The organism is Peribacillus frigoritolerans (assembly GCF_040250305.1).
Classification (GTDB): domain Bacteria; phylum Bacillota; class Bacilli; order Bacillales; family DSM-1321; genus Peribacillus.
This window is the reverse complement of record NZ_CP158190.1, coordinates 1,377,159-1,389,444: the sequence shown is the minus strand read 5'-3', so window position 1 is coordinate 1,389,444 and position 12,286 is coordinate 1,377,159. Positions and strand designations below refer to the sequence as shown.

The window sequence follows — 12,286 nt, the reverse complement described above, 5'->3', positions numbered from 1 at the left end:
ACGTTTTGCTTCTTCTTTTATTTACCCCACCTAAGAGCGATCGCTCCCCAAGTAAGGCCACCACCAAAACCGACCATGACGATTAAGTCATTGTCCTTGATTCTTCCTGCTTCCATTTCTTCCACAAGGGCCATTGGAATGGACGCTGATGAAGTATTTCCATATTTATGAACCGTTTTTGTCATTTTTTCAAGCGGGAGACCCAAGCGTTCCCTTGAGGCTTCCATAATGCGAATGTTTGCTTGATGCGGAACAAGCAGATCTACATCTTCCTTTGTCAAACCAGCTTTGTCCAATACACCCAGGCTGGATTCCCCCATCTGACGGACAGCAAATTTAAATACTTCACGTCCATTCATATGAATGAAATCTCCTTCCTGTAGTAAGTGCTTCCCGCCAGTTCCATCTGCGCCTAATTCAAAGGAAAGGACTCCTTTGCCTTCAGATACAGGTCCAAGTACAGCTGCACCCGCTCCGTCACCAAAAAGGACAGCAGTATTGCGGTCTTCCCAATTGGTTACTTTCGAAAGTTTTTCAACACCGACAATCAGCACATGCTTATATGCACCTGACTGAATAAATTGCTGTGCCGTGATCATTGCATACATAAATCCGGCACATGCAGCACTTACATCCATTGCAGCTGCCTTCATCGCCCCCAATTTCTCTTGAATCATGCAAGCGACAGAAGGAAACGACTGATCGGGTGTAACAGTGGCTACAAGAATTAAATCTATCTCTTCAGCCGAAATTTTCGCATTTTTCAATGCAGCTTTTGCGGCTTCATAAGCCATATCTGATGTATCAATATCATCATTTGCAATTCTTCTTTCCTCAATACCCGTCCTAGTCCTGATCCACTCATCGGAAGTGTCCATAATTTTTTCTAAATCCGCATTTGTAACGATTTTGTCGGGTAAGTAGCGGCCAAGCCCTAGTATTCCAGCATTCATCTTGCCATCCCCTTATATTTTAATGAGTTATTATAATCATCTATTATTACCTGGTACTAATTTTATATAAAAAAAGACTTCCTTGCAAGAGTTAACAGTTTGAAAAGCTAAAGAAATCTCTTTCGGAAGTCGGACAAGCGCCTATGCCAAGGGAAATTTAAGGACATACATTATAAATAAAAGGAGAATAGGAGGAACTCATTTTGGACATCTTCAATCGCAACAGGGAGAGAAACCCGGATGATCATTTTTCGAATTTGATGTTTGGCAGGAAAAATGAACCGGAGCAAGAGGAAGCGCAGGTTGATTACATGCAATTGATGGCGAGCGTTGAAACATTGATGGGCTTATACAGTCAATACAAACCGACCATTGATAAAATCAATCTGAGCCCATTGATCGCCAAGTTCTTGAAAAAAGAATAAAAAAATTCAAGGCTGCCCTTTTACCGGACAGCCTGCCTTTAATTAACGCTGAGCATCTTGTTTACCAAGCTCATAAGCTTCTTGCATAACGCTTTTAAAGAGCTCCATGAATGGCTCTGCCATCTCCATCGAGAATGGAATCCCGCTTGCTTCAAGCTTCGCTTTAGCCTCTGGGAAGTATTTCATGGCGATTCCCATAAATTCAAGAGTTTTATCTGAACTCATCCGCATTTCCCCCTATCTTTTGAATATTCATCAATTGATCATTTTGATGCCAAAATAAGCTCAATATTATCATAATTCCACTGAACCCTTTCGTAAAGGGCGTACATATAAAATCATGAATATCTTTTGATGTTAATTCCTATCCTTGAACATTATAGTACAAGACATATAGATTAGAGGCAAATATACCGTTTTGTCCTTCCCAAATAACGAAAATGTTAATCACGCTTTCTCCACTTTTTAAGTAAGTTTAATCGTTTATTATGTTTTCTCTGTAATGCAATGCCTTCTTCCGGTTCCATTTTGCATTGCACTTCAAATATTGTTCCTTTATTGATTTTAGGTGTTGATTGGGAAGTGAATGAATCCATACTTTCACCAAATATTAACTTGGCACATTTATCCCAATGATCATCAATACTGCTGCACAATTGAATGTCCCTATCGGAACTTGTGGTAAGCACCGCTTCCAAAGCATTTACAAAATCAGTGATGTAGAGAGCATCTCCGTTATATTCGGCTGCAATTGCCGCTTTGATATCAGACTGTCCAAGCTGATTGATTCCAGCTTCAAAGCTCATGCCTTCCGATTGCCAAGGTCCATAAATCGTCGGTAAAAATATGATTTTTGCAGAATCCATTCCACGAATCGAGCTTAATATCGACTGAAATGTACTGACATCTTTTTCAATGGGCATGAAAAGTACGAAATTTGGCGTTTCATTCTTGCCATTTTTTTTGCATTTCTCGATGAAGGAAACGATTTCTCCTATTACAAAATCGATTTTGTCCATTTTTCCGCTTTGAATATCGTAACAAGATATGAACACCGTGTCCTGCTGTGAAATATCCAATAATTTAAGTTTATTTATCGGAAAATATATATAATTTGAATTCCTGCCTATTTCAAGTTCCTTTTCTTCCTTAATATATTGACTTGCTTCGGAATCATCCCAATCGATTCCGATTACTTCTTCACCTTGGTTCAAAAAGAATTGAGTCACATAGAATCCCACGAATCGATAAGTGCCAATGACAATGTTTGTTTGCATAAATACAGCCTCCTCGTATGCCATCAAGCCCACTTCACCCGGCACGTCTAGTTTTTTTAGATGCTGTATCGTATGCAAACTATTGTAAAAATATATCTCTTCTCATAAAGTCTCTTCATTCTCATTGAAAAACTTCTGTATTTGATAGGGGATTTTATAACGTTTTTCGGGCAATATATACGTCAGCTGCAAGTCTGCTTTTCTAGCCAGCTGGATTTGCCGATAAAGGGAGGCTTGCTCTTTCCGTAAGCTTCCAAAAACCTGAATCACTTTCATGGGGATATTCTCTGCGATCATTGAATCTTCAGTGTCCAGTATATGCTGTTCACATTCTGCCGGATCGAGCTCATATGCAGCAGCGACCTCGGACAGCCACTTTTTATAGAAGAACTTATTTTCCTTTTCTTTCTCCAGTTGTGCTTTCAAGGAAAAAACCGGATCTATCAACACGACGGACCGTATTTTATTACCAAGTTCATTCATTAACTTTAAGGCAAGGAGTGCGCCTGTCCCCTCTGCCAATATATGAACCCTTTGATTGACTATTTCTTTTTTCATGAACAGAATATATAGGTTAAGGGAAAGCTCGAGTGCTTTAGGACTGCCCCAGTTGGCTCCAAAAAAATTGGAAGAAAATAGGGTGTATCCGTATTCCTTTAAATATTCCAATATCTGCAGCCTGCCAGGATGCTGCAGCCAAAAGCTGCTTTCTTTTTCGACAAAATGACTACGGTCTCCAATTACCATTACGGAAAAACCACTGGGCCGCTCTGGATAATAGATGATATTCCATTGGTCATCAATTTGAAAAGTTCGTTGTTCCATCGTTCAAACTCCTTTAAGGAATATTACTACTACTATATTAATTTATGACGAAAAATAGAAAGGGTCAGTGGAAACGCCTAACTTCTTATCTTAAATTAACCAAGCACGGAGTTTTTGCTTTTATTTTTTCCGTATGATTTCCCTTTTGAAGTTTGAAACCAACAAGTCTGCCTGAAAAAGTTCTCTTATGATTTAATGTATTGAATTATTTAAAGGTTATTATTAAAAACACGTTTTAACTGTATATTAATTATGGTAAGATAAAAATGAATGTAGTGGAATGAGGTGAAATTCGATGCGTTATGCTTGGACAATTTTTTGGACATTCTTATTAGTGCATATGACTGTATATGTTGTTTCTTCCATGATCGGAGTTTCATACGATGCTGCGCAGGGAACGATTTTAGGATTAGCTGCTGCTATCCTGATTTGCATCATCCCGGCTATCTTGCCTGCTGGGCCAGCTAAAGACTCTCATCAACATTAAGAAGCAAAAGAGGACATCCTTTATAGGATGTCCTTTTTGTTATACCGTACTTTGCTTACGGGTAAACTACATTTCAACGTTTTTATATGAGAACCAATTCATCATGATCATAATCAATCGTTATTCCTTCTTTAATCTCAACAGTCCCGGCAATGATTTTACGGGCGATTTTCGTTTCCAGATGCTTTTGGATGAATCGCTTCAGCGGTCTTGCCCCATATACCGGATCATATCCTTGTTCCGCAATGAATTCCTTAGCCGCTTCAGTAACATTCAGGACTATATTTTGTTCAGTTAACCTTACTTGTAATTGATGAACCATTTTATCTACGATTTCCACGATTTCTTGTTTCGTCAGAGGTTTGAATAAAACAATGTCATCAACGCGATTCAAAAATTCCGGACGGAAATGCCCTCTTAACTCTTTAAAGACCTGATCTTTTATTTCTTCTTCAATGCCGCCATCCACCCGGTTGGACTGCAATAAGAAATGGGATCCGATATTGGAAGTCATGATGATCACCGTATTTTTACAGTTGATTGTTCTTCCTTGGGAGTCTGTTATCCTTCCATCATCCAGCATTTGCAGCAAAATATTGAAGACTTCCGGATGCGCCTTTTCAATTTCATCCAATAATATGACTGAATATGGGTTTCTCCTAACAGCCTCCGTAAGTTGGCCGCCTTCCTCAAATCCAACATATCCAGGAGGTGCACCAACAAGGCGGGACACGGAATGTTTCTCCATATATTCCGACATATCGATTCGAATCATATGTTCCTCACTATCGAATAACGTTTCTGCCAAAGCTTTTACCAATTCGGTTTTACCTACACCCGTTGGCCCAAGAAAAATGAATGAACCGATTGGTCTGTTTGGATCTTTAATTCCAGCCCTTGCCCTTAAAACAGCATCGGATACGAGTTCCACCGCTTCTCCTTGACCTATTACGCGTTCATGCAGGATATCAGATAGGCGAAGCAGCTTCTCCCTTTCACTTTCCACCAGCTTACTAATCGGAATCCCCGTCCACCTTGCAACAATCGAGGCAATTTCCTCCTCCGTCACTTCCTGGCGAAGCAATCGCGATTCCTGTTTTTCCTTTTCCAATTCGTCTTCCATTGCGTCCAATTCTTTTTGAAGCTGCGGAATCCTTCCATGCCGAAGTTCAGCTGCCCGGTTAAGGTCATAGTCATTCTCTGCCTGTTCCAGTTCATGTCGCAGTTTCTCAAGCTCTTCACGTTGATCCTGCACCTTTTGAAGCGCTGATTTCTCCATTTGCCACTTCGATTTCATGCTATTAGCTTGATCCTGAAGTTCTGATAGTTCTTTTTGAAGCACTTCCAGCCTTGCTCTGCTTTGAGGGTCCTCCTCATTCTTCAAGGCCGCCTCTTCAATTTCAAGTTGCATGACTTTTCTCGTGATTTCATCCAACTCGGATGGCATTGAGTCGATTTCCATTCGGATCATCGCACATGCTTCATCCACAAGATCTATCGCTTTATCAGGTAAAAACCGCTCCGTTATATATCGGTTCGAAAGGACAGAGGCCGCAACGATCGCCCGATCGTGTATCCTGACGCCATGGTGAATTTCAAACCTTTCCTTTAATCCCCGCAAAATTGAAATAGTATCTTCAACATCCGGTTCGGGAACCAGAACCTGTTGGAAACGGCGTTCCAGAGCCGGATCCTTTTCAATATATTGCCGATATTCATCAAGGGTCGTTGCACCGATACAATGCAGCTCACCGCGCGCAAGCATCGGCTTTAACATATTTCCGGCATCAAGTGCGCCATCCGTTCTTCCTGCACCGACAATTGTGTGCAATTCATCAATGAATAATAGAATTTTACCGTCACTCTTCTTGATCTCATTCAAGACCGCTTTTAGGCGTTCCTCAAATTCACCGCGGAATTTGGCGCCAGCGACAAGCGCACTCATATCCAGTGAAAAAACGGTCTTGTCCTTTAATCCCTCAGGCACATCCTTCCTGACGATCCTTTGTGCCAGCCCCTCGACGATGGCTGTTTTACCTACTCCGGGTTCTCCTATCAATACAGGATTATTTTTCGTTTTACGTGAAAGGATCCGTATAACGTTACGGATTTCCGTATCACGGCCGATTACGGGATCGACCTTCCCCGATTTAACCTCAGCAACAAGATCTCTGCCGTATTTTTTCAGTACTTCATAAGTGCTTTCAGGATTTTGACTAGTCACTCGCTGATTCCCCCTTATATCGTTTATAACCTGTTTTGCTTTATCATAATCAATTCCATATGATGAAAAAAGCCTGTTCACATTCGTTTTATTGACTTGCAGCGACGCAAGCAGTATATGTTCGACAGATAAGTATTCATCCTCCCACATCTGCATTTCCTTTTCGGCAGCCGTCAACATTTGCTGCAGGGAGGATGACATGTAAACCTGGGAAACACTCCCGCTCACTTCCGGTAATCGATCCAGTTCCTTATTTAGCTCTATATCAAATAGATTCATCGGTTTACCAGATTCAGATAAAATCCTGATTAATAAACTTTCATCCTGTTCCATTAAGGCCTTTAATAAATGAAGCTCCGTCAGCTCGGGATTCCCTCTATCTTTGGCTAGTTCCTGGCCGCCGATGAACGCCTGTTGGGTTCTCTCCGTCATTTTATTAATATCCATCTTAAAACCTCCCATTCATCTCTATCATGAACGAATTCCCACTCGATTTGACCAAATTTGACCTTTATATTTTCATTATACTTCTAATTTTCCCCATGTAAAGGAAAGTTATATAAAATGCAGGAGGTATGGACGATAAACGACAAAAGCCTTTCTTCATATAGAAGAAAGGCTTTTGCCGTTTGTACAATTTGGTTGATTTCCTCTCCAGGCACTCGCTTTCCGCGGGAGGTCCGCCCTCGGCGTCTTTACGCCTGCGGGGTCTCGCTTTTCTAAGCAGGAGTCTCGTACACCCGCTCCAATCAACTTTGTTTTAACTTTTAGATGCATAGATGAAACAAAACGAATTATGCTTTCACGGCCGTTTTATTATAACCATGAAATTCATCGACGAATTGGAAATCCTTATCCGTCCGACCTGCAAGGATCGTATCTCGTAGCAGAATGCCTGCATCGGTCGTATTGTGGATGATTTCCCCCCACATTCTTGCGCTCGATTGAACATTAGCCGTGCGCGGTATGCGTTCCTCTTGATATTCCAAAAATGCCTGTTCAATGTCATTTCCATGCTTATGAAGCATATCCGACAAATAAGCTGCATCTTCTAAAGCCTGGCAAGCTCCTTGTGCCAAGTATTGAAGCATCGGATGTGCCGCATCTCCCATAAGCGTAATTCTTCCTTTTGTCCAATTATCGATTGGTAGTCGGTCATACATTGGCCAGCGGCGTTGCCTTTGGATGAATGAAATCGCATTCTGAACAAGCTCACAAGTTCCGGCAAACACACGGTCCATTTCTTCCGGGGTTCCCCATTGATCTGTTTTTTCGTTTTCTTCCGTATATTGAGAACTTTTGAAGACAACTACTTGGTTGTATAGTTCTCCCCTTCTAACCGGATATTGAACAAGATGAAGGTCTGGCCCAATCCACATATAAACATCATCTAAATCTCCATGGCTCGTAACCTCTTCCATCGGGATCGCTCCCCTGTATGCAACATATTGAGAGCAGACCGGCTGATCTTCCACAAAAAGTTTCCGTGCCTTGGACCATAATCCATCGGCTCCAATGACAGCAGTTCCTGAATGTTGGGACCCGTTGGCAGAAGTAACCGTCACTTCACCTTCATTTTCTACTGTCTCAATAATGGTTTGATTCGTAACCAGTTCGATATACGGGTTCTTTTCACATGCTTCAGCCAGTACTTTATGCAAATCTGAACGATGCAAAACAACATATGGAGCTCCATATCTTTCTTTGTAAACATCACCTAAATCCAAAGCGGAAAGCTCTTTTCCGGAAAAGGCATCCATCAGCACCAATCTTTTTGGAAATACTGCAATTTCATTGATTTTATCCATGACGCCTAAACGCTGCAAGACGTTGGTGGCATTTGCTGCAAGCTGAATCCCTGCACCGATTTCGCCAAACTCGGGAGCTTGTTCAAGGACTTTTACATACTGTTTTGTTTCTGCAATTCCTAAAGCAGTTGCCAAACCGCCAATTCCCCCACCGATAACGATGAATGGTTTTTTTTCTGTGTTCATCATCAATTCCCCCTATACTAGTTGCTTTTAGCCAATGTTGCGGACCACTACCACAGTAAGCGTTTTCATTCGACTGGCATTCATATATTCACAGAGATCTTAGCTGAAGATTTCAAACCAAAACAGGCTTGAATTCACTTTCAACCTTTTGGTACCCATTGTTTGTGTCTAATGCTTGTTGCTGTTCCAAATCGAATCTTTCCATTATTGGTAGGTCGTTTACCGAGAATAAGTAAGAATCCGCTTCTGCAACGTGCTCATGCCATGCCCAATTCGGAACGACGAAATAATCTCCCTTGGACCAGTCAAAACGCACTCCATTAATGACCGTATAGCCTGATCCTTGGTGCACTTGATAAATTGTGGAATGGGTATGGCGATGTGCTTTCGTATGGAAACTTTTCGGAAGTTTCTGCATCCATGCCCCCATCGTCGGATTGGCCGTTTGGCCATTTGATGGATTGATATACTCCACGGCGAAACCATCATATGGGTCCGGTTCGAAATTCATTAATCCTTCTATCGCTGCTTTGGTGCCTTTCCACTTGTAGTTGGCAAGCGGTGCCACTTGTGAATAACGGTCGGATACTGGACGAACCATTCCGCCTTGATAACGGAGCTCTGAAAAATTATCTGGCCGTTTAGGCGTTTCAATCCGATCAGGATATGGTTCAAAGAAAGTGCCGCCTATGGAATAGATGGTTGGGATATCAAGGGCATCCATCCAAATCATCGGTTTATCGCCAACATGTCCATGACCATGCCATAGGTTTTTAGGCGTGATCAAGAAATCTCCTTCTTCCATGAAGATTCTTTCTCCCTGCACGATGGAGTAGGCACCTTCACCATTCGTAATGAAACGAAGTGCACTTTGGGAGTGACGGTGGGAAGGGGCCACTTCACCTGGCAGCAATAGCTGGACCGCTGCATATAGCGTTTGCGTTGTCGAAGCCCATCCCCAGGGCTGACGATAAGTGAGTCCAGGGTTCTGAAAATAAATGGCCCTGCGCTCCCCGCCTCGGTCAGGTGTGAAGATTTCAGCTGCTTCCATCAATTTTTTTGTCAAAAGCTCTTCTTTCCATAAATAAGCATGCGCATGAGGTTTAGGTTCATGGTCCATCAAAGCGGGAATGGCTTCCCACAGCGGCCCAAGGTTATACTGCTGAATATCCTTTGTAAAATCTTTTACGATTGTACTATTCATGTATTCCGATTTTTCAGCCATATTAATCCCTACTTTCTTATTTATCTTGCCTCACTGGATTTTAGAAAGATTTCGCTTTATTTGATCATAGTGTCCTGAAACATGCTCATCGATGAAGTGATCGACTATATAAGAAACTGGTTTGTTTCCGAATTTAGAGAAATTCCGGTGTGGCGATTCTTTGGATAGTGTTTCTTCATCTAAATTCCCGAGACTGCTCTCCACTTTATATTTAAGCTCCTCCACTTGCTTCATGACATCTTCAACAGCAAGTTTGTCTGTATCGGTAACTGCTGCCAATCGGGCTTGATCTTGCAATCCACGCCCCCATTCGGCTCCAGGCATTGCTATTACAGTTTCCACTTCACCTAACCAATAAGGAATGGCTTCAGCTAAATGGGAAAGTATCTGCATGATTGACCATTCATCCTCTGCTGGTTTAAATCGGATCGTTTCTTCCGGTAGGTTTGCCGCTGTCTCAAGAATGTGGTCGATTGATTGTTGAACCGATTGGATTGATGTCCCGATTTCCTGATAAGCCATTTTATTTTCCCTCCCCGACACGTCGCACACGGTTTTCAAGATAACCTATTTTGTCTATTTCGATTTTGACAACGTCACCATCTTTTAAGAACACTTGTGGATCACGGGCTACCCCTACCCCACCCGGTGTTCCTGTGAGGACGATGTCACCTGGTTCAAGAGTCATTAAGTTCGATAAGAATTCAACTAGATACTTCACATCGAATACGAAGTTGGATGTATTCGTTTTTTGGCGTTCTTCACCATTTACCGTTAATCGGACATTTAAGCCAGATGGATCGGAAAGTTCATCGGCAGTGACTAACCAAGGCCCCATCGGAGCGCTTCCTTCAACCGTTTTCCCTTGGAGCCACTCAAGTGTACGCCGTTGGATATCACGGTAAGTGACATCATTCGCAATTGTATAACCAGCTACATAATCGAGAGCATCTTCTTTAGAAACATTCCGTGCCCTTTGTCCGACTACAAAAGCGAATTCCGCTTCATAATCCAGTTGTTCAGAGATTGGGAAAAACGGTATATCATCCTGGGGACCGATTACTGTATTGGCGAACTTTGCGAATACCACAGGGAATGGCGGCAGTTCACGACCCATTTCAGCAATATGCTCACGGTAGTTATGTCCGACACAAATAATTTTGCTTGGCTTTTGGACAGGGGCCTCAAGCTTTATATTTTCAATTTCATGTACCAATTTATGTCTGAAGGAATCACGATTGTTAATAGCGTAGTCCGCAGCCTTTTGCGCGATGGAAAGGCTTTCATTCCCTCCCTGTAAAAACTCCTCCATTGTTGCAGGTACATACGCGTCAGCGATTTGTTCACTGCGAAGTTTCCCTTCGCTTTCAAGAAGCGCTTGATAGGCATAGTTCAAGTCAACTACTACATTATTCGGATAAATTGCACCAATACGTTTAAATCCTTGACTGCTGAACGTTACTAATTTCATTTTTCATTCTCCTTTATTTATCTGGATTTTTTTAATACCTCTTTTTGATGCCACCATCCTGATTCTGCTGGATTCGCTTCGCATAGCAGTATTTGAATGACTGTACATCTTATCAATTCCACTTATAGAAAACACTGTTCACTATTTATATAAATAATAACTCAATTTTCGGAATATTGTCAAGAAAGTATTGAGAATTTTTGTGCAAATGTTATCATCTACACGAATAACAGCACTTCGGAATTAATAAAACTGCGCTAAAGTTATTTTTTTAATAGGAAAGAATATTGATAGCTTCAAGCAGCCGGCGGTTTTTCTGCTAAATTTCATTTATATTTTACAGATTCTGATATACTAGACCTAAATTAAAACAGATTAGGGAGATTGATTTATGGAAATCGTAAAATCCGGTTCGACGATTCAATCATTACAAATAGGGATGAGCATCATAGATTTACTTGCTTCCCAAAGAACTCCTTTAAGATTCTCTGATATACAGGAATTAACGGAAATAACGAAAAGTAACCTCTATAAGTATTTGAATACTTTGACTCAACTGGAGCTACTATATCGCGATAAGACAACCGGTATGTATCACCTTGGGAGCAAATTGATTCAATACGGAATGGCAGCGATAGGAAATGAGGATGTAACGAGCAGAATAACTCCTTATTTACAGGAAATCAGTCACCATACTTCTTGCACGGTCCTTTTTTCCGTTTGGACATATGATGGACCAATCACTGCAAAAATATGGAATTCCAACCAAAACTTAAACATCGGGGCACAGTTAGGTACGCGACTTCCGCCATCATCCTCTTCCGGAAAGGTATTCACTGTATTTCAGGATCCTTCATTGACGGCGGAATGGATTGAAAAAGATCGTAATGTTACAGGTTCGTTCCTTAAAGAAACAAATGAGTATGATGAAATTCGGAAATACAAAATAGCTTTTGCCAAAGAGCCTCTTGTACCATCCGTTTCCTCCATGTCCATTCCGGTTTTTAATTATAATTCGGAATTATTGGGAGCGATCACTGCCGTTGGGTTCACCGAGAGCATTCCTGATCATCATGAAGATCCTTTAAGCCATTATTTAAGGAAGTGCTGTTTGGAAATCTCGAATATATTCGGTTATTCCGCTGAATAGAAAAAAGCAGGAAGAAGGATGGCGATCATTCCTTTTTCCTGCTTTTAGATGTTTCATGGCTTCCGCTTATATGTCCATATCCGGTTATGATTGGATGTTTCAGGAAAAGAATCCCCTGCATCAAGCTTTACCATTTTCGGATTCACTACCGTGCTGCCCGTTTCACCGATTTCTACGTAGGTCCCATTATTCGGTGCCTTTTGACCTGGCTTAAATTGACGATTTTGCCCCATAGATTTCACCCCTTTACATGCT

The 12,286-nt window shown here is 41.5% G+C and carries 13 protein-coding genes; 3 read left to right on the top strand and 10 right to left on the bottom strand.

The window, feature by feature from the left end:
- Positions 1–17: 17 nt before the first annotated feature.
- Complete coding sequence (locus ABOA58_RS06855) at positions 18–953, bottom strand: beta-ketoacyl-ACP synthase III (RefSeq protein WP_350301739.1); 936 nt, start codon at positions 951–953, stop codon at positions 18–20.
- 203 nt (positions 954–1,156) lie between these two features.
- On the opposite strand from ABOA58_RS06855, the gene ABOA58_RS06850 reads away from it, so the two are divergent.
- The gene (locus ABOA58_RS06850) at positions 1,157–1,378 is read left to right on the top strand and encodes a hypothetical protein (protein WP_350301738.1); all 222 of its coding nucleotides are present in this window, start codon (positions 1,157–1,159) and stop codon (positions 1,376–1,378) included.
- Between the two features lie 42 nt (positions 1,379–1,420).
- On the opposite strand, the gene ABOA58_RS06845 is transcribed toward ABOA58_RS06850, so the two are convergent.
- The 3 genes from ABOA58_RS06845 to ABOA58_RS06835 form a co-directional block, all read right to left on the bottom strand.
- A complete protein-coding gene (locus tag ABOA58_RS06845; protein WP_034314525.1) occupies positions 1,421–1,603 on the bottom strand; it encodes a ComZ family protein in 183 nt (60 codons plus the stop codon).
- Between the two features lie 218 nt (positions 1,604–1,821).
- Positions 1,822–2,655, bottom strand: coding sequence for a hypothetical protein (locus ABOA58_RS06840; protein ID WP_350301737.1), 834 nt, complete (start codon positions 2,653–2,655; stop codon positions 1,822–1,824).
- Between the two features lie 102 nt (positions 2,656–2,757).
- Positions 2,758–3,480 carry a hydrolase gene (locus ABOA58_RS06835; RefSeq protein ID WP_350301736.1) on the bottom strand — a complete coding sequence of 241 codons (723 nt, stop codon included), beginning with the start codon at positions 3,478–3,480 and terminating at the stop codon, positions 2,758–2,760.
- Between the two features lie 295 nt (positions 3,481–3,775).
- On the opposite strand from ABOA58_RS06835, the gene ABOA58_RS06830 reads away from it, so the two are divergent.
- Complete coding sequence (locus tag ABOA58_RS06830) at positions 3,776–3,967, top strand: YjzD family protein (protein WP_350301735.1); 192 nt, start codon at positions 3,776–3,778, stop codon at positions 3,965–3,967.
- 82 nt (positions 3,968–4,049) lie between these two features.
- Here the strand turns inward: ABOA58_RS06830 and clpB are convergent, their stop codons facing one another.
- The 5 genes from clpB to ABOA58_RS06805 all read right to left on the bottom strand — a co-directional run bounded on the left by clpB (position 4,050) and on the right by ABOA58_RS06805 (position 10,881).
- Positions 4,050–6,638 (bottom strand): ATP-dependent chaperone ClpB, encoded by a 2,589-nt coding sequence (gene clpB / locus ABOA58_RS06825; protein WP_350301734.1) that lies wholly within the window; start codon positions 6,636–6,638, stop codon positions 4,050–4,052.
- Between the two features lie 347 nt (positions 6,639–6,985).
- Positions 6,986–8,188 (bottom strand): FAD-dependent monooxygenase, encoded by a 1,203-nt coding sequence (locus tag ABOA58_RS06820; protein ID WP_350301733.1) that lies wholly within the window; start codon positions 8,186–8,188, stop codon positions 6,986–6,988.
- A 109-nt stretch (positions 8,189–8,297) separates the two neighbouring features.
- Positions 8,298–9,410, bottom strand: a complete 1,113-nt coding sequence (locus ABOA58_RS06815) for a cupin domain-containing protein (protein WP_350301732.1) — start codon at positions 9,408–9,410, stop codon at positions 8,298–8,300.
- Positions 9,411–9,440: 30 nt separating this feature from the next.
- A complete protein-coding gene (locus ABOA58_RS06810) occupies positions 9,441–9,932 on the bottom strand; it encodes a DinB family protein (protein ID WP_350301731.1) in 492 nt (163 codons plus the stop codon).
- 1 nt (position 9,933) lies between these two features.
- The gene (locus ABOA58_RS06805) at positions 9,934–10,881 is read right to left on the bottom strand and encodes a fumarylacetoacetate hydrolase family protein (RefSeq protein WP_350301730.1); all 948 of its coding nucleotides are present in this window, start codon (positions 10,879–10,881) and stop codon (positions 9,934–9,936) included.
- Between the two features lie 391 nt (positions 10,882–11,272).
- Here ABOA58_RS06805 and ABOA58_RS06800 point away from each other — a divergent pair, with 391 nt between their 5' ends.
- Positions 11,273–12,031: an IclR family transcriptional regulator gene (locus tag ABOA58_RS06800; protein WP_350301729.1), complete on the top strand. Its 759-nt coding sequence runs from the start codon at positions 11,273–11,275 to the stop codon at positions 12,029–12,031.
- Between the two features lie 53 nt (positions 12,032–12,084).
- Here the strand turns inward: ABOA58_RS06800 and ABOA58_RS06795 are convergent, their stop codons facing one another.
- Positions 12,085–12,264: a YjzC family protein gene (locus ABOA58_RS06795; RefSeq protein WP_034314546.1), complete on the bottom strand. Its 180-nt coding sequence runs from the start codon at positions 12,262–12,264 to the stop codon at positions 12,085–12,087.
- Between the last annotated feature and the right edge of the window lie 22 nt (positions 12,265–12,286).